At 41.1% G+C, this 19,365-nt stretch carries 14 protein-coding genes and 3 pseudogenes; 1 reads left to right on the top strand and 16 read right to left on the bottom strand.

Annotation, left to right across the window (positions count from 1 at the left end):
* Window positions 1-52: 52 nt before the first annotated feature.
* The 15 genes and pseudogenes from JCM14108_RS05860 to JCM14108_RS05930 form a co-directional block, all read right to left on the bottom strand.
* A complete protein-coding gene (locus tag JCM14108_RS05860) occupies window positions 53-955 on the bottom strand; it encodes a glycine betaine ABC transporter substrate-binding protein (RefSeq protein WP_035179190.1) in 903 nt (300 codons plus the stop codon).
* A 12-nt stretch (window positions 956-967) separates the two neighbouring features.
* Entirely contained in the window at window positions 968-1,819 is an 852-nt protein-coding gene (locus tag JCM14108_RS05865; RefSeq protein ID WP_035179193.1) for an ABC transporter permease, read from the bottom strand.
* Window positions 1,812-3,010 (bottom strand): annotated as a pseudogene (locus JCM14108_RS05870) (quaternary amine ABC transporter ATP-binding protein). Before JCM14108_RS05870 ends, JCM14108_RS05865 begins: the two are co-directional and overlap by 8 nt.
* Before the next feature lie 619 nt (window positions 3,011-3,629).
* Window positions 3,630-5,000 (bottom strand): 23S rRNA (uracil(1939)-C(5))-methyltransferase RlmD, encoded by a 1,371-nt coding sequence (rlmD, locus tag JCM14108_RS05875; RefSeq protein WP_035179197.1) that lies wholly within the window; start codon window positions 4,998-5,000, stop codon window positions 3,630-3,632.
* An 81-nt stretch (window positions 5,001-5,081) separates the two neighbouring features.
* Window positions 5,082-6,086: a diacylglycerol kinase gene (locus tag JCM14108_RS05880; protein WP_035179227.1), complete on the bottom strand. Its 1,005-nt coding sequence runs from the start codon at window positions 6,084-6,086 to the stop codon at window positions 5,082-5,084.
* A gap of 15 nt (window positions 6,087-6,101) precedes the next feature.
* Window positions 6,102-7,523 (bottom strand): Asp-tRNA(Asn)/Glu-tRNA(Gln) amidotransferase subunit GatB, encoded by a 1,422-nt coding sequence (gene gatB, locus JCM14108_RS05885; protein ID WP_035179200.1) that lies wholly within the window; start codon window positions 7,521-7,523, stop codon window positions 6,102-6,104.
* Window positions 7,523-8,986 carry an Asp-tRNA(Asn)/Glu-tRNA(Gln) amidotransferase subunit GatA gene (gatA, locus tag JCM14108_RS05890; protein ID WP_035179203.1) on the bottom strand — a complete coding sequence of 488 codons (1,464 nt, stop codon included), beginning with the start codon at window positions 8,984-8,986 and terminating at the stop codon, window positions 7,523-7,525. Before gatA ends, gatB begins: the two co-directional genes overlap by 1 nt.
* Window positions 8,986-9,297, bottom strand: a complete 312-nt coding sequence (gene gatC / locus JCM14108_RS05895) for an Asp-tRNA(Asn)/Glu-tRNA(Gln) amidotransferase subunit GatC (RefSeq protein ID WP_035179206.1) — start codon at window positions 9,295-9,297, stop codon at window positions 8,986-8,988. The genes gatA and gatC overlap by 1 nt, the downstream gene beginning before the upstream one ends.
* An 87-nt stretch (window positions 9,298-9,384) precedes the next feature.
* Window positions 9,385-10,527, bottom strand: a complete 1,143-nt coding sequence (locus JCM14108_RS05900) for a CamS family sex pheromone protein (protein ID WP_152536912.1) — start codon at window positions 10,525-10,527, stop codon at window positions 9,385-9,387.
* 18 nt (window positions 10,528-10,545) lie between these two features.
* Complete coding sequence (ligA, locus tag JCM14108_RS05905; protein WP_035179212.1) at window positions 10,546-12,573, bottom strand: NAD-dependent DNA ligase LigA; 2,028 nt, start codon at window positions 12,571-12,573, stop codon at window positions 10,546-10,548.
* A gap of 47 nt (window positions 12,574-12,620) precedes the next feature.
* Entirely contained in the window at window positions 12,621-13,223 is a 603-nt protein-coding gene (locus tag JCM14108_RS05910) for a sugar O-acetyltransferase (RefSeq protein WP_035179232.1), read from the bottom strand.
* Window positions 13,224-13,236: 13 nt separating this feature from the next.
* Window positions 13,237-15,467 (bottom strand): annotated as a pseudogene (gene pcrA / locus JCM14108_RS05915) (DNA helicase PcrA).
* Window positions 15,468-15,568: 101 nt separating this feature from the next.
* A complete protein-coding gene (locus tag JCM14108_RS05920; RefSeq protein WP_051996047.1) occupies window positions 15,569-16,729 on the bottom strand; it encodes an ATP-grasp domain-containing protein in 1,161 nt (386 codons plus the stop codon).
* A 113-nt stretch (window positions 16,730-16,842) separates the two neighbouring features.
* Window positions 16,843-17,414: pseudogene (locus tag JCM14108_RS05925) on the bottom strand (xanthine phosphoribosyltransferase).
* Between the two features lie 15 nt (window positions 17,415-17,429).
* On the bottom strand, window positions 17,430-18,005 hold the full coding sequence (locus tag JCM14108_RS05930; protein WP_035179237.1) for a glycoside hydrolase family 73 protein: 576 nt from the start codon (window positions 18,003-18,005) through the stop codon (window positions 17,430-17,432).
* 220 nt (window positions 18,006-18,225) lie between these two features.
* On the opposite strand from JCM14108_RS05930, the gene JCM14108_RS05935 reads away from it, so the two are divergent.
* The gene (locus JCM14108_RS05935) at window positions 18,226-18,543 is read left to right on the top strand and encodes a hypothetical protein (protein ID WP_035179215.1); all 318 of its coding nucleotides are present in this window, start codon (window positions 18,226-18,228) and stop codon (window positions 18,541-18,543) included.
* A 65-nt stretch (window positions 18,544-18,608) separates the two neighbouring features.
* Here JCM14108_RS05935 and JCM14108_RS05940 read toward each other — a convergent pair whose 3' ends face one another.
* Window positions 18,609-19,205, bottom strand: a complete 597-nt coding sequence (locus tag JCM14108_RS05940; protein ID WP_035179218.1) for an ECF transporter S component — start codon at window positions 19,203-19,205, stop codon at window positions 18,609-18,611.
* Window positions 19,206-19,365: the final 160 nt, after the last annotated feature.

Raw genomic sequence — 19,365 nt, forward strand, 5'->3', positions numbered from 1 at the left:
CTTTCATATTCAATTTTCGATCGGCTTTTAGTTCAAGCCATGGTTGATAAACCTATTTCAGATCCGAAATAGTGTTAACGTTCTTCATATAAGTTGGAACAGCTAAGCCGACTTTGGCACCGTGCAGATTTTCACCCAGGTCATCAAAACGACCCTTGAAGTCTTTATAGTAAAGTCCTTGCGTATTTGGCAGCCAAGCACTAACCGTCCCGTCGGCTGCTTTCGTCGCAATTGAAGTCCACATTGGCTGGAGCTCCATTGCCTGAATCGTAACCTGATAGCCAAGCGTTCGCAGCGCATTGGCAACCACATTAGTAGAAGCAATTTCTGAGTCCCAAGCAACGTAGGTCAGCTTAATTTTTTGCCCCTTAACGTGCTTAATACCCTTTGTCCAAGTATTAACCTGGGCCTTATTTTGCTTAATCCAGTCATTAGCAGCTTTTCGCGGACTTTCACCGCCATTAACCTTTAACATGACAGCCGACATCTGTTCAGGATTCCAGTGGAATCGATTCAACAGTTCATAAGCTTCAGGCTTGTCCTTCTTTAACCCTTTTCGTACAATCGTATTAATATCTTCCGTTTTCCCATAGATATTTTTAGGATCTTTTAAAAACTTCAGTTTATATTTAGTGAACATCCAGTGGGGTGTCCAACCGGTAATCACAATTGGCTGTTTATATCGAATTGATTTTCCAAGTGTCGATAACATTGCAGCAGTAGAACTCGTTTGCAACTGCCAGTTTCCCTTATCCAATCCATAGGCTTTCATCGCTTTTTGCGTTGTTGCCATCTCACCAGCTCCGGCTTCAATTCCGGTAATGGTGTAGTTAATCTGCTTGCCAACACTTTCCTTTGGATTGTATTTCGCCATTTGACTGGAACATCCGGAGAGGAGAATGATGGAAAAAAGGACCGAAATAAAGATTAGTAATTTACTGGTTGACTTTTTCATCTGAACTCCTTTCTATGCCTTTGGCGTTTTGCTCCGATTAATTGCCTGGGTAATTCGATCCAGAATAATTGCCAAAATAACAATTGCTAAACCAGCCGCAAAACCGCTACCGGCATCGTTTCGACCAACGGCAAAATAAACTTTGTTACCAAGACCCATTGCCCCAATCATGGATGCAATTACAACCATTGAAAGAGAGAGCATCATACTTTGATTAACGCCGGCCATTAACGTTGATTTGGCTAACGGCAGCTGAACTTTCATCAGCTTTTGCCATGCCGTTGAGCCATATGAATCAGCCGCTTCAATTAAATCAGCCGGAACTTGGCGAATACCCAAATTGGTCATTCGAATTGTCGGTGGCATCGCAAAAATAACAGAAGCGATGACCCCGGGAACCATCCCGATACCAAAGAAAGCAACGGCAGGAATTAAATAAACAAAGGCAGGCATTGTCTGCATGAAATCAAGGATCGGTTTAACGATGATTTCTACCGCTTTTGATTTAGCCATCCAGATTCCCAGCGGAACGCCAATCACCAACGCAATTAAACTCGATGTTAGAACCAGTGTCAGCGTTTGAGTCATGTCACGCCAGTAGCCTTGATTCCAAATATAAATCAGCCCAATTAATTCAAAAGCAATCAATGACCAATGCTTAGTCTTTCGGTTAAGCCAATAAGTGACACCGACGACGATGATAATAAACAGCCAAATCGGAATTAAATCAAAAATCCACTGAAAACCATTAATAATACCACCGATGAAATTAGTGATGCCGTTAAAGAAACCGGTAAAGCCTTCCAGCCAGTTAACAAAATGATTAATCCAATCCGACACCGGTAATTGTGGTATATTAGTCATTTACGTTCACCTCATTTCCTGAAATTGCCCCCAGAACGGCACCTCTGATGATAATACCCAACAGGTGCTTTTGATCATCAACAACCGCAAATGGAATGGATGTCTCTGAAATTTTTTCCATAATTGTCGTAATTGGTGTATCCGCCGCTGTTGTCGGAACATCACGCTGCACGACAGAATCAAGCTTCGTGATCTTCTTTCGAATAAGATCCATTACATGGCTGGCGTCGACAATTCCAATAAATTCCCGCTTGTTGTTAACCACATATACCGAGGAAATTTCATTTTCAAGCATTCGCCGCATAGCAATTCTGGGACCATCTTTATCAATGTTGACCGTGTTTGGTCGAATCATGACATTAGCAGCTGTCAAGACTTTGGTTCGATCAACATCTTCAATGAAGCGTTCAACGTACTCATCAGCCGGCTGCGTCAAGATCTCTTCCGGCGTCCCGATTTGGACAACTTCACCGTCTTTCATAATCATGATCCGATCACCAATTCTTAAAGCTTCGTTTAAATCATGTGAAATAAAGACAATCGTTTTATGGAGATTTTCCTGCAGGTCCAACAATTCATCCTGCATATCTTTTCGATTTAAAGGATCCAGCGCTGAGAAAGCCTCATCCATTAACAGGATTTCGGAATTATTTGCCAAGGCTCTGGCGAGGCCAACCCGCTGTTGCATCCCACCAGAAAGCTGGGTTGGATATTGATCATCATATCCATGAAGCCCAACCAGCTCTAAAGCCTCATGAGCTTTTTGATGGCGGGTATCTTTGTCAACACCTTGAACTTCCAATCCATAGGCGGTATTTTCAATAATCGTTCGGTTAGGAAACAACGCAAAGTTCTGAAAAACCATGCTCATCTTTTTTCGCCGAACATTCAGAAGTTCCTTTTTATCCAGCTTTGTTAAATCCTGACCATCCAGGAAATTTTCCCGGAAGTTGGTTCGATCAATCGGTTGATCATTCGAATAATTGTCGACTTCCCACTGCCGGATAGTCCCATAACAACAAATATCTCACCATCATTTACGGTGAAAGAAGCATTATTGACACCAACTGTGGCACCAACTGAATTCAAAATTTCAGCCTTTGACTTCCCGGCTTTCACAAGCTCTTGGGCTCTCTGAATTCGTCTGCCGAAAATCTTGGTTAGGTTTTGTACTTTGATTTTTTCTGTCATACGCTTCCTCCTCTATCAAAATTAACCTTAAAAAAATGACACTCGGACGGGGTGTCGTGGATTTTTCATAAAAGAATAACGATTACTACCATAACAAAAAATGAAGTTTCAATCAAACGATTGACCTAAAAACGCCCTTTAATTATAGATTAACATTTTCTTTGCAAAACGGGACCGTAAAAGCTTTCTCAGCTGTTTTACAAGAATTTGCCGTTTTCCACATCAGATTGGCTTTAATGACTGCCAAATCGGTCTTCGTAGCTTAGATAACTAAAAAATAATGGTTTTAATAAAAGAGATGATGAAGGACGATTTTTTAAGCAAACAATGCCCCACAAATTTTAGGCGTGGGACGAAGGGCAACTTCCAAAGCACAATCGAATTAGTCAAATATTCCGAGCTTAAATGTTTGGGCAATTCGATTTTGCAGCAGAAAATTACCTTTCGGCGTTTGCACTCGGTAATAATCGTGATTAAAACAAACGGGGCTAGACAAAATTACTTTTGTCTCAGCCCTCTCCCACGCAAACAAGCCCCAAGATTAAAGTTTTGACTTTGACCTTGGGGCTTGAGACTTTTTTAGATTATTTATTTAGCTAAACCAATTTTCGATGGTATTTTAACGAACTTTTTCAAATACCGTTACGGATTCAACGTGAACCGTTTGTGGAAATTGGTCCACCGGCTGAATCGGTTGATTAATCTGATAACCATGTTCCAAAAGCAGCTTTGCATCTCTCGCAAGCGTTGCCGGATTGCAGGAAACATAGATTAATCGTTGTGGGGACATCCCGGCAACACTTTCAATCAAAGACTCATCCAAACCTTTTCGCGGTGGGTCAACCACAACCACATCCGGTTTCAAGCCATCTTTTTGCCACTTGGCTAGTTGGTCTTCCGCCTTACCGGTAATAAATTGGCAATTGTTCAACTTGTTCAGCCGGGCATTTCGATTGGCATCTTCAATGGCTTCGGGAACAATATCAACACCATAAACCTTCTTGACGACTTTTGCCAACGACAGCGAAATTGTCCCAATACCGCAATAAGCATCGATAACAACGTCATTTTCATTCAACCGGGCCTTTTGAATAGCCAATTTATACAATTTCTCGGTTTGAACAGGATTAACTTGATAAAACGAGTTTGGTGAAATTTCAAACTTCAGCCCCATTAACTGATCCGTAATAGTTCCCTTTCCCCAGAGTACCTTGTTTTGTTCACCCATCAATGCATTTGTATTTTTAGGATTGATATTTTGCACAAGGCTCTTCACTTCGGGGAGTTGGTCAACAATTTCCGAAACTAATTCGGCTTCACTCGGTAATTTTCGACTCTTAGTGATTAGCACCACCATCATCTCATGTGAATAGTGACCTCTACGCACCATGATATTTCGAATAACACCCCGATGGCTTTTTTCGTCATACGGCGTAATTTGAAACTTCCTAAGAATATTTCTGACTACTACAACGGCCTTATCAATTTCCGGATCCTGAATATAAAAATCTTCAATTGGCACCAAATCATGGGAATGCTTTCGATAAAAGCCGGTTTGCAATTGACCATTCAGCAGCCGAACAGGGATTTGAGCCTTGTTGCGATAATGATAAGGCGTTTCCATCCCAATTGTCGGTGCTACCTCGACATCAAGTTTCATTTTGTCAAAATCGACCTGAATTTGGTGTTGCTTAAACATCAACTGGGCCGGATAAGCCAGGTGTTGAAGCAGCGCAATCCCGGTCTGGGTGTATGCTCGATTTACCGGCTCAACCCGATCAGCGCTTTTTTTCAAAATTTTAATTGTTTTCCCAAAAGCGAAGTTTTTCTTGACCTTCGTTACTTGAATCGTAACCGATTCGGTTGGCAGTGCGTTCTCAATGAAAATCGGAAAATCATCAATTTTAGCGACTCCCAATCCCTGATAAGTCAAGTCAGTTACTTCAACATCGTATTTTTGATTTTTTTGTACGGGTACTTGTGTTTTCATTTATTCACCTTTGCATTTACTTATAAGCAAAAATTGCGAGTCGAGAATTCGAATCGCAATTTTCTTCAACAACCTATTAAACTATTCTTTATCGGGCAACTTGTCAACACCTTTGACGAAGTTCTTTTCAACCCGTTTCATTTCATCTGTTTCATTAGAGTAAGCATCATCCGGGATTTCATCGAGATTAGCATAAAAAGTAATGTGCTGTTTTAAATCAACAAACGTCATTGGTGCATCGCCACCGTATTCACCATCCAGGTTGATTAACATCCGATCACCCTTTTGGGCCGGTTTAGCGGTTACTTTCCGGGTTTTTTCGTAAATTATCCGTGGATCATCAATATGACGGCCACCATTTAAAACTTTTGAGGCTAAGTGAAGGATTTCAACCAGATTACTGGTCTTAACAATAATTAACGTAAACTTGCCGTCGTCCAACGAAGCATCAGGAACAATTTGTTCAAAACCACCTACAGAATTAGTTAAGGCGAGGAAAAACATAGAAGCTTTGCCTCTGAATTCACCATGATCATATTTAATATCCATCTCAATTGGTTTAATCCTTGGTAAGAGTTCAGCTCCCCTTACCAAGTAAGCCAAATAACCAAAGAACGTTTTCAGATCAGATGGCACATCATACGTCAGTTCAGTCAAAAGACCACCAGCAGCAATGTTAATAAAATAATTTTCACCGGCACGACCAATATCCATATTAATCGTTTGCTTTTTAAAGATAATCTTGGCAGCATCAACCGGATCTTCTCGCGGTATGTGAAGTGCCCGCGCATAATCATTAGTTGTTCCTGCCGGTATAATTGCCATTTGAGGACGTTTCTTCAATGGTGCAACGCCATTAACGACTTCATTAATGGTACCGTCACCACCGGCAGCAACAATCAACTCAAAGCCTTCCTGAGCCGCTCGCCGTGCTTCATTTTTGGCTGAATCCTTTTGAGGAGTTGTTGCAAAAGCACTGGTTTCAAATCCTGCATGCTCAAAAACATCCAAAATATCAACCATTTTCTGCTTTAGAATTTCTCTTCCGGAAGTCGGATTATATATCACTCTCGCCCGTTTTCGCATAACCATTCTGACCTTCTACTTATTCATAGAGTCCTTTAATAATTTATTAACAATCTGTGGATTTGCTTTTCCATGAGTTTGCTTCATAATTTGGCCAACCAAGAAGCCGATAGCTCGGTCTTTACCATTGTGGAAATCCTCTACAGACTGTGGATTGTCTGCAATGACGCTGTTAACAATCGGTTGAAGCTTGGCAGGATCCGATAACTGGACCATTCCTTTTTCTTCAACAAATTTCTTAGGTTCTTCACCCTTGGTAATTGCCTTAAAGACCTTCTTAGCCATCTTTGAAGAAATTGTCCCATCAGTAATCAACTTAATCATTGTTGCCAAATGTTGCGGCGTAAGCTTTGTATCCTGCAACTCAACTTGGTTGTCGTTCAGGTACTCGTTAACGCTTCCTTGCAGATAATTGGCAGCTAATTTGGCATCGGCGCCTTCACGAATCATCTGATCAAAGAAGTCAGACATTTCTTTAGTCTGAGTCACAACCATTGCATCATAGTCGGTAATCCCTAATTCATTAACATATCGTTGCCGACGTTTATTAGGTGCTTCTGGTAATTCCTTAGCAATCTGGTCAATCCAGTCTTGAGAAATATCAAGAACAGGAAGATCAGGTTCCGGGAAGTAACGATAATCGTCAGAACCTTCCTTAACCCGCATCAATTCAGTTTGGCCTGTCGTTTCATCAAATCGACGGGTTTCTTGTTGGATAGTACCACCAGACATCAATACCCGTTGCTGACGCTGTTCTTCATATTCAAGACTTTTGCGAACATAATTGAATGAGTTAATGTTCTTCATTTCGACTTTGGTACCAAATTCTTTTTGACCGATTGGCCGAATAGAAATGTTGGTATCAACCCGCATGGAACCCTCTTCCATTTTAACGTCTGAAACGCCGGTGAATTGAACGATCTGTCGTAACTGTTCCAAGTAGGCGTAGGCTTCATCCGGTGAAGCAATATCCGGCTTTGAAACAATTTCAATTAACGGGGTGCCCTGACGATTCAGGTCAACAAATGAGTGTTCAGACTCATGGGTATTCTTACCGGCATCTTCTTCGATATGCATTTCCGCAATCCCGATTTTCTTCTTTTGGCCGTTAACTTCTACCTCAACCCAGCCATCGTGCGCAATTGGTGTTTCAGATTGCGTAATCTGATAAGCTTTGGGATTATCAGGATAGAAGTAATTCTTTCGGTCAAAATGTGGATGCCGCTCAATTTCAGCATGAAGTGCCAAGCCAGCCATAATACCGTCGTGAACGACGCCCTTGTTGGTTGTTGGTAAAACACCGGGGTAACCCCAATCAATAACGTTGGTGTTGGCATTTGGTTTATCACCAAATTCAACGGGAGAAGGACTAAAAATCTTGGATTTCGTTTTAAGCTCAACGTGGACTTCCAAACCAATTGTTGTTTCAAAATTCATTAGTTGTTTCCTCCCATCTTCGGTGTCTGCTTCGCAAAATCAGTTGCTTGTTCAAATGCATTACCAGCTTGATAAACTGTCAATTCGTCATAGGGACGTCCAATCAATTGAACCCCGACCGGCAAGCCCTTGGAAAAGCCGGCAGGAACTGACATTCCGGGAAGTCCAGCCAAGTTAACCGGTAAAGTCAAAACATCGTTCATGTACATTGTCATTGGATCTGAAACATCTTCACCAATACCATAAGCAGGAGTTGGTGCGGTTGGTGCCAAAATCAAGTCAAAATCTTTAAAAACGTTTGTAAAGTCGTTAATCATCAAAGTTCGAACTTGGGCGGCCTTTTTAAAGTAAGCATCGTAAAAGCCGGCTGAAAGTGAGAAAGTCCCAAGCATAATTCGCCGTTTAACCTCATCGCCAAAACCTTCGGAACGTGATTTGATATACAAATCATCCAGATTTTTAACATTCTTAGCGCGACGCCCATATCGAATACCGTCAAACCGTTGTAGGTTAGACGATGCTTCGGATGAAGAAATAATGTAGTAAGCAGCGACACCGTATTTTGTATGTGGTAATGAAACCTCATCAACCGTTGCTCCCAGCTTCTTAAACGTTTCGGCAGTCTCATTAACAACCTTCTTAACATCATCATCCAATCCTTGAGCCATAAACTCTGAAGGAATTCCAATCCGTAAGCCCTTAACCCCTTTTTTCAAAGTACTTGTGAAGTCAGGAACTTCCTTTGTTGAAGATGTTAAATCATGATCATCATGCCCGGCAATGGCGTTTAACAATGTTGCGTTATCGGCAACGTTTCGTGTGATTGGTCCAATTTGATCCAAACTGGAGCCAAATGCAATCAATCCCCAACGGGAAACCCGACCATACGTTGGTTTCATTCCGACAACTCCGTTAAAAGAAGCCGGTTGCCGAATAGAACCACCTGTGTCAGAACCCAGCGCAGCAATTACTTCGCCGGCAGCAACTGCAGCGGCAGAACCACCTGATGAGCCGCCAGGAACTTTCGTTTTATCCCATGGATTATGTGTAATCTTAAAAGCGGAATTTTCAGTTGAGCCACCCATCGCAAATTCATCCATGTTGGTTTTGCCAACCGCGATGGTGCCGAGCTTTTTCATTTTAGCCGCTGCGGTCGCATCATAAATAGGCGTAAAGTTTTCCAAAATTTTGGAAGCTGCCGTTGTCTTTAATCCCTTTGTAACGATATTATCTTTAATGGCTACCGGCATTCCAGATAAAAGATTATCCGGTTCAATCCCGTTTTCATCAAGTTGCTTGGCTTGTGCCAAAGCACCGTCTTCATCAAGTGTTAGAAACGCATTGATATCACCATCAACCTGCTTGATATTCTTTAAAGTCTGGTTGGTTAACTCTTCGGCAGAAATGTCTTTATCGACTAACTGCTTGTGAATGCTGGTCAATGATTGGTTAAAATAATTCATTATTCGTTCGACCCACTTTCATCAATAATTGTCGGAACCCGGATGTAACCATCCTGCGTATCCGGAGCATTATCAAGCAATGCTTGACGCTGATGCCAATTATCAGCAATATCTTCCCGCATGACATTCACTTGATCCGTGACGCTGCTTGTCGGTTCAACACCGTCAGTGTCTACTTCACTCAAAGTCTCAAATAAACCAATAATTTTGTCCAACTGGGTTGTAAAGTATGGCAGCTGATCGTCATCAATCTTTAGCTTAGCCAGTTCGGCGACGTGCTTTACTTGATCTTCGGAGATCTTTTCAGTCATTGAAATCCTTCTCTCTTCTGAAAATAGTCATTTTATTTAGCAACAATGTTCATTTTAACATATAAATTAAACTGATTTCTTACAAAATTAGTAACTGTTAAAGATATGAGCTGAAAACTTTTTCTCATTTTCTTTACGCGATAGGAAACTCTGAATTCCTTCCGTTGATTGAACCGTAATATCGATTGGCGCATTTGCAGGTAAATATTTTTGAGCTGCGCTTTGAATGTATTGTGTAAAGCTGATGATTTCAGTTTGACTGTAAAATTGCGTCGTGATATTGATATTCATCCCGTTTAAGGCCCCATCCGTGTATTGCGCCTGTGCTGTCACACCACTTAAATTAGGGAAAAATGTCTGAACTTGGGATTTAAAATTATCAAATGAATCCTCGTCGTTTTGACTCGGTCCTTTTTTATTTGATTGAAGCGGGAAAACGTAGTTCTTTTGCTTTACCTTGGTCCATTTGTCAATGCTGTTTGATCCCTTATTATTGGTTGAATAAGCAAAGAAATTGCCCCCAACCAGACTATCATCGGAAGCCTGCTTATACAATGCAATCACAATTGGAATGTTTTTCAATTTTTTATTTTTCCGTAGTCGCTGCAAAACCTGGCCGGCAATTTTTTTACCTTCGCGACTAATTTCAGCATTGGAAATATGGGTTTCATAAGTTGGACCGTATTGCTTCTTCTTATAATAATCCACGGAATTAATGGCTAACCCGATTGTCATTCCTTGCAGGCTTAACGACTTACCATTCCGTGTCATAAAGTCCTGCTCACTAATCTGTGACAGATACACCGGTGTTCTGGTATTGGGATTAGTTGACTTAGACTTTTTAGGATTCAGACCGGTTGGATTTGATTTGGATTTTCTGCCTAACCAATTTTCAACCCGGTCTGTCGATAAATATTGACCTTCCTGAAAAACGTATTTCTTTGTAGAAAACTCTTTCTTGGAAATATTAAGTAATCCGTTTTCGAATCCTTTGATATTGAATTGATTTGACTCCTGTTGAACACTAACACCACGTGATTTACTAGTCTGGTAACGGCCGTTTTTAATGACCCCTTGATAGTAACTGGCATTTGTTTGCCCAGTTAACTGCGTTTTGGCCTTTGAACTACCGGAATTAATGGTATCATTGGATAAGTTATCAACGCTTCCACAGGCCGCCAACAGGATTCCGGTTAAAACAACCGAAATTCCCAGAAATATTTTTTTCAAAATTGATTCCTCCATACGTTAATCCTCATCAGCCATTGCCTTCGCAAATTGATCTTCATCCCAGACAGTAATCCCAAGGCTGCGCGCTTTATCATATTTACTGCCGGGATCTTCTCCAACAACAACAATATCCGTTTTCTTGGAAACCGAACCACTTACTTTGGCACCATGATTTTCCAACCATCGGGTAGCCTCTGGACGGGTAATATGCTGAAGTTTCCCGGTTAAGACCATTCTTTTTCCATTAAAAGCCGAATTGGATTCTTTTAAGTCCTCATCAGTAGCGCCGAGATAAGTCATGTTAACACCAACCTGCTTCAGCCGACCAATAAGTTTTTTTGATTGCGGCATTGAAAAATAAGTGACGACGCTATCCGCAATAATCATTCCCATTGTATCAATTTCCGCAATTTCCTGCGCTGTTGCTGCCATAACCTTATCAATATTTTTAAAACGTTGGGCAATCAGCCTGGCTGCTTTTGCACCAACATGGCGAATTCCCAAGCCAAATAATAATCGTTCACAGGAGTTACTGCGACTATTATCAATGGCCGTTAACAAATTTTCAGCGGATTTTTCACCAAATTTATCCAACGTTATTAATTGGTCAAAGGTTAGCTGATATAGGCCGGCAACGTCTGATACCATCTTACGTTCGAAAAGCTGAGCAATGATTTTAGGCCCCAGACCATCGATATTCATGGCATTCCTGGAAGCAAAATGAGTTAACCCCTCTTGCAGTTGAGCCGGACACTGCGGATTAATACACCTCAATGCAACTTCCTCATCCAAATGAACCAAATTGGATCCACAGGAAGGACACTTTGTCGGAATAGTATAGGGTTGACTATCCGGCTGCCGTTTCTCTTTTACATATGTCGATATTTCAGGAATGATATCGCCGGCTTTATGCAGCTTTACCGTATCACCAATTCGAATATCCTTTTCCCGTAAGTAGTCCGGATTATGCAGTGAAGCCCGACTCACAGTTGTTCCCGCAAGCGTTACCTCATCCATTACGGCAGTCGGAGTAACCACACCGGTTCGCCCGACTGTCCACTCAATATTTCGAACAATCGTTTCGGCCTGCTCGGGTGGAAACTTATAAGCAATCGCCCAACGGGGAACTTTGACGGTTGCCCCAAGAGAGCGTTGCAAATCCAACGAATTCACCTTGATGACAATCCCATCAATGCCATAGGCTAAACTGTCTCTTTTTTGGGTGTATTTATCAATATATTGGTCAATATCCGACATTGTATGGGCAACTTGATAATCTGGATTAATTGTAAAACCCAGGCTTTTCAATTCTTCCAATAATCCGCTTTGAGTTTTAGTCTCCAAATCATCATAATCGGCGACGTTATACATAAATGTACTTAGTTTACGATGTGCCGTCACCCGGGGATCCAGCTGCCGTAAACTTCCAGCTGCCGCGTTTCGTGGGTTGGCAAATGGTGCTGCGCCTTCTGTTTGTCGCTGTTGATTTAACGCAACAAACGATGCTTTTGGCATATAACATTCACCACGAACTTCAATATTGATTGGCCGGCTTAACCGTTCAGGAATTGACTTGATCGTCTTTAAATTCCGAGTAATATCCTCACCGATTTGGCCATTGCCCCGAGTCGAGCCTTGGACCAAAACGCCGTTTTCATAGCGCAGCGAAATTGCCAAGCCATCAATTTTTAACTCACAGTTATATTCAAACGGAATTGCTTCCGAGTTTGATAATCGGTCGGCAAATGATTTTAATTCATCAGTTGAAAAAACATCCCCCAAAGATAACATTGGAATATCATGCGGAACTTTGGTAAATCCCGGCAGTGTGCGGTCACCGACCTTTTGAGTAGGCGAATCCGGTGTAATAATTCCTGGAAACTGATTTTCCAATGTCACCAGTTGTTGATAAACCTTATCATACACAGCATCCTCAACACTTGGTGAATCATACGTATAGTATTCGTCTGCCCACTTATTTAATTTGATTCGCAGTTCTTGAGCCGTCTTTCCAGCCTGCTGCTCAGTCATATTTTCAAAAGCCACTATAACACCTTCTACTCGTTGATTATGCCCGCCATCGTTCAAAAACTTCAGATTTGTTCACGAATTGGCGGTAATTTTTTGGTAATTCGTCCAGGCACGCCAACGACCACAACGTTATCAGGAACACTGCGGGTAACAACACTCCCTGCACCAATGACAACATTATTCCCGATCGAAACACCGGGTAAAATCGCCACGTTACCTCCTATCCAAACGTCATTGCCAATATGAACAGGCTTACTAAACTGCTCGCCATTCCTGCGACGCGGCCCTTCAAGTGGATGACCGGTAACTGAAATCATAACGTTTGGACCACACATTACATGATCACCGATTGTAACGTCAATATCGTCAACGATAGTTAAATTAAAATTCGCGTAAAAGTCATCCCCAATTGTTGTATGGCAACCATACGATGTATAGAGGGGCCCTTCGATAAACGGACGCTTACCAATCTTATGAAAGAGTTGCTTCATGAGTGCCTGTCGTTTTTGCTCATTCGTTGGATTGGTCTGATTAAATTCAAAAGCCAGTTGTTTACCTTTAAGGCGTTGGACTGCCAGCTTTTTAGCATAATCAATATCTGTTTGATCAGTAAATCCGCTCTCCCGATAAATTTTACCGTTTTTCATACTGTCTGCCAGACTCATATCATCCCAACCTTTATTTTTGCTTTGTAATTGGTGCAAACGCTGCTAACAAACGCTTGATTCCTTTTTGTTCAAAAGCAATATCCAGTTCCATATCCTCGCCGGTCCCCGAAACTTTAACCACCGTTCCGGTTCCCCATGCTTTATGTGACACTTTATCACCCACGGCCCAAGCCGCTTTGTCGGCACCGGTCCCCTTTGGCTTGATAACTTTCTGGGCTGGCTGATGATAGGTCGTTGCAACAGCCCGCTTGGTTCGACGATCAAACGGTGTTGTTAATGGTTTCTCACGTTGACCGGCATTTTCGTAATCTAATAATTCCTGTTTAATCTCATCGATAAACCGAGATTCCGGATTGTTTTGCCCTTTACCATAAAGCATACGTGAATAGGCGTTTGTTAAATACAATTTTTCCTTCGCCCGTGTAATACCAACGTAAGCCAACCGCCGTTCTTCTTGTAACTCTGATTCGTCTTGAGCTGCGCGGGCAAGTGGAAAGAGGCCTTCTTCCATCCCCATAATAAATACTACCGGAAATTCCAATCCCTTGGCTGCATGTAATGTCATTAACGTAACTTCTGAGTTCTCTTCATCAAGATCGTCCTGATCAGATACTAATGCTAAGTCACTTAAGAAGTTAACCAAATTATCCTGCCCACTCTGATCCGGGTTTTCCTGATCATATTTTTGAGTAACGGAAATAAACTCTTCCAGGTTTTCCAAGCGGGTTTGAGCTTGCAGAGTATCCGAAGCTTTCAACGTACTCAAATAACCACTCTTATCTAAAACTGCTTCCGTCAACTCGGTAATCGTCATTGCATCCATCTTTTCGGCAATCCCACTGATTGTCCGTTCAAATATTGAAATTGAATTCTTGGCCCGCTTGGATATTTCATTCGCCAAGTCAATATTCTTTGACGCCTCCAGAAGAGACCAGCCATGGTCATTGGCAAATAACCGCAACTTCTCGAGACTGGTCTGCCCAATCCCTCGCTTTGGCTCATTAATTACACGTTCAAAACTCATGGAATCCCTGGGATTTCCCAGCAGTGTCAGGTAAGCGAGAACATCGCGGATTTCCTTTCGATCGTAAAACTTGTGACCGCCAACCATCGTATAAGGGATGTTGGCCTTTAACAGTGTCTCTTCGATCACCCGCGATTGCGCATTTGTTCGATACAAAATCGCAAAGCTACCGTAATCACGATTTGGCTTTCGGATTTCATCCTGAATTTTGCTGACAACGTAACGGGCTTCGTCATTTTCATTCTGACCTCGATAATACGAAATCTTTTCTCCTTGTTCGTTTTCAGTCCAAAGATTTTTATCAGCCCGATTCATATTATGCGCAATTACCGAGTTAGCGGCATTCAGTACCGTTTTAGTTGACCGATAATTTTGTTCTAGTAATGTCACATGTGCATCCGCGTAATCTTTTTTAAAATCCAGAATATTTTGCATATTGCTCCCCGCCAACCATAGATACTTTGATCAGCATCACCAACCACACAAATATTACGATTTTTTTTGGCTAGTGTGTTCACCAGCCGGTACTGCGCTTCGTTTGTATCCTGATACTCATCAACATGAATATAGTGAAACTTATCCTGATAATATGACAATACATCTGGAAACTGATCAAATAATTCAATTGTCATCATAATCAAATCATCAAAATCCAAGGATTCATTTTGATGCAATTCTGCCTGATAGCGTTCATAAACATCTGCGACAATTTGATCAAAAGCGCTAACTGCCTGCTCCTTAAACGCTTTAGGCGTCAATAAATCATTCTTGGCATTCGAAATTGCTGATAAAATTGCCCGGGGATCGAACTTCTTGGGATCGATATTCAAATCTCGTAAAACCCGCTTAACCAGCGTTCGCTGCTCACTGGTATCTGCAATCGTAAACGCCCGGTTAAACCCTAATTGATCGATATTTCGCCTCAAAATGCGCACACAGAGCGCATGGAAGGTTGAGACCCATACATCATCACCACTCTCATCAAGCAGCTTAGAGACCCGTTCACGCATTTCACGGGCTGCCTTGTTGGTAAAAGTAATCGCCAAAATGTGCCATGGCATCACATGATTATGCTCAATAATGTAAGCAATTCGATGCGTTAAAACCCGAGTTTTACCACTACCGGCACCAGCCATAATCAAAACCGGTCCTTCAGTATGGATAACTGCATCTTTCTGATCTTTATTTAAACCCTTTAGTAAACTATCTTCTACCACTAATTATGCCATCCTCTCGAAAGTATCCATTTAATTATACCAAATATACGTTTGGCTCGCCTTGCTTTTAAACATAAAAAAAGTCGGAATTTCCGACGATTTTATTTTTTTTCATATTTTGATTTAAAATCAATATCAGCCCAGATACCGGTTGCTTCAATCTTCATTAGCGTATCCGGAATTGATTCAGTTGGAATCAAAACATGCCCAACGGGATCGTCGGGATTATCTGTCTGGTTCCCATAAAAAGAAAAATGCCAATTCCCCTTTATGACCCACTGCGTTTGAACCCGCTGATATTCTTTTTGTCGAATAGCTTGAAAAACCGTTGGTGTGCCGGTAATTATTGCGGTTAGCGGTAAACCGGCAATTGATCGGATATGCTGCTCAAATTCGTTTACATTTGCCGCAAAATCAAAAAGAAAACCAGCGGGACTTAAGATTGGTGCTACTCGATTAACGTAAATCGACCCACTCTTTGCTAAGAAAAGCGAAATTTCAAAAGTACCAACGTAATCGATGTTTTTAGCAATTTCATCAGTAATTCGATGCATTTCTTTTTCAACACTAGGGTCCAAATTAACCGGCGTAAAGGCGGTCATAATTTGTTCGTCAGCGTAAATTGCTTCAACGATTGGAAAAGCAACGGTCTTTCCATCCGCCTGACGTGTCACGATAATTGAATAATCAGTATCATGTTCAACAAACGATTCCATAATATAAGTACCGGAATCAAGCAGGCCGGAAGCCGCCACAATATCCGCTTGGTTGTTGATGATTAGCTCCTTATCGCCCAACAACCCCCTTTGGATTGGCTTTAAAATTGCCGGGTAGCCAATCGAATTAATTGCTTGATAAATGTCCTCCAGCGTAACGATTGTTGCATAAGGGGCCATGTTAATATTAAGTGTCTCAAAAAAACTTCTTTCAATTAACCGGTCTTGGCTGATGTCTAATAAAGAATCACCCTGGGGAACTGAAGTAAATTGCGAAATGTAGTGAATGACATCCGAATCAATCGAAGGACTGTTATAAATAACCACGTCACAACGCTCCGCAAACATCTTTAATGTCTGCTTGTCATCCATCCGACCAATGTACTTATAGTCAGCTAAGCGAATTGCCTTACTATCCTCATTTGAACTATACATTCCAACGTTGAAGCCCATCTTCTTTGCAAAATAAAGAAGCGTTGGACTGCTAACACTGTCACCTAAAATTCCGATTGTTTGATCAGGGTATAAGATGTTTGCTTCTGTCAATGATTTCACTACTTTCATATCTCGATTACTTGGAATGAGCGGGAACAATTAATGCTCCTCGCCCTATAAAATTAAACGTTTCATAACATTAGTTTATTTTACTACTTTAACAATTAGTCAACAAAGGTGACCTTGCCATCACTTAACGAGGCAATTCGGGCCAGTGATTCCAATCGAATGCCTGACTTCTCAATCAAAACATGCCCTTTCTGGAAGCTCTTTTCAATTACAATTCCAATCCCGGCAACTGAAACATTGGCCAGTTTGGCGATTTCCAATAATCCCTTAACGGCCTGACCATTCGCCAAAAAATCATCAATTATCAAGATTCGATCGTTTGCATCCAAGAAACGTTTATCAACACTTATATCATTGCTGACTTGTTTTGTATAAGAGTAAACACTGGCCGTATAAAGTTGTCGGTCAAGGTTAAAGATTTATGCTTTCTGGCAAAAATTAAAGGAACGCCCAAGTGGATTGCCGTTGTGAGAGCCGGTGCAATACCCGATGATTCAACCGTAACAACCTTGGTGATTTTTTCATCCTTAAATAGTCGGGCAAATTCAGCACCTATTTTGTCCATCAATAATGAATCTACTTGATGATTCAAGAAATTATCAACTTTTAAAACATTTCCTGGTAATACTGTTCCGTCCTCTTCGATCCGCTTCTTTAATAAATCCATTAGTTGCATTCCTTTCTAGTCGTCGAACTGGTACAATTTATAATTTTTAATAAGTGAGATAAGTTTTTCAGTATAAGTTGGATCCGTCGCATAACCATCCTTTTCCAATCCTTGGGCAGCTTGGACGTAATTAGTGGCCGAAACCACGTCTCGATACTGATCCGGGTTCCACTTGGTGCCATATGCCAATAGCCTGGCATGTTCTGCCAAAGAAGCATTCCAGCTATCATACACTTCAAAACGCGCTTTAACTGTAACATATCGGCCATTGACATACTCCTGTGTATCCAAATAGACGGATTTAGAGTTTGAACTTTGCGCTTTGACACCAAACAAATTATGATACTTACTTGAAAGCTGACTGGTCCCCCAATCAGACTCGAGAATCGCCTGTGCCAAGGTGATACTTGGCAACACATTGTACTGCCCCTGCAAAAGTTGCGCTTGAGGTGCCAATTTATTAATAAATCGTCGATGTTGAACCGCCAATTCATTCCTACCATTATCTATTTGATTGGATCCGGGGGTCCCGGAAACCAGAAACCGAAAGCCGAATATAACCACTAAGCCAAACCCAATCAATACCAACATCACAATAATATTTGATGTCTGTTTGCGTCGCTTCCGTCGTTTACTATACTTTGCCAATTCTACCTCAAACTTTCTAACTATCAAAATTAATTCTAACGATATTTTCCAATAAAGACAATTGCTATTTTGAATAATAATTAAGTTGGCCCTTATTATTGACAAAATTGACAATATCGGTTATGTTATCATCTGACACTTAAAATCTGGAGATGAAAAACCAATGGCTAAAAACACCGAAGTTTCAGCAGCGCAATCAAAATTCCACGTTGGTGACGAAGTTTCATTTAAGATTGAGAAACAAACGTTTAAAGGATTTATTGATAAAAGCTATACTAACTCATTCTTAATTACGTTTGAATCTGATGATCCTGAAATAATCGACAAATATCATAAGAAGGTCGTCATTAATAACCGCCATTTAAAACTAATCAAGGCTGCGCCGAAGATTAAAGATGACGATAATGACAAAGAAAATAAGGATAAGTCCACCAAACCTTCAAAAGCTGCGCCAAAGAAAAGTAAATCTGCGAAGAAATAGTTAATCCCCAAACCGCCCAATGATTTTTTATTGGCGGTTTTTTACATATCAAACTGCTTAACTATCTAATCAAGCCGATCCTTCAATACCCTTTTTAAGGGAACTACAATTAAGGGGGTAACGATGCCACTGAAAATGGCTTCTGGAACGCCATTAGTGCCAACAACTCCTAATAAATATGGCATCAATTCTTTGGTATTAATTTGATAAAGCTGTGGCGCTTTTGCTTTATAAAAAAGATAAATTAATCCCAATACCAAAATCGTATTTGTAAGTGAACCCAGAACAGCTGCCACTGAAATACTGATGGACTGCCTCTTTAACAATTTCATCAAAGCATGATAAGTAATTCCGGCAACTACCCCAATTAAAATTCGGGGAACAACCGATACAATCGGGTTCACAAAAACAATTGCTGCTAAAGGACTGGTCGGCCAGCCATAAGCCCGAATAAATGTAATGAATCCCCAAACACCGCCAATAATCGCACCATCTCTGGTTCCCATTAGAATTGTTGCAATGACAACCGTTGCTGGAATAATTGTAATACTTAGCGGGCCGATAGGAATGTATCCAATTAAAGGAATTGAGGTTTGGAGAACAATAATTGCAATAAACATTGCCAATAAATTAAGTCGCAGTGTTCGTTTTTTATCAGCCATTATCTTAACCCCCTGTTTCGATGGCTATATTATACCAAACAATAGCGACGTTTCTCATCATTAAAAGTCGGCTTATCTCTTTTTTAGAATATCAAGACCTGGTTGAACAACGGCGAGTCAATTCCACTTAATTGCAATGACTGTTTTAAATATAACTTTT

The sequence above is a fragment of the Lentilactobacillus farraginis DSM 18382 = JCM 14108 genome (assembly GCF_000583655.1).
Taxonomy (GTDB): domain Bacteria; phylum Bacillota; class Bacilli; order Lactobacillales; family Lactobacillaceae; genus Lentilactobacillus; species Lentilactobacillus farraginis.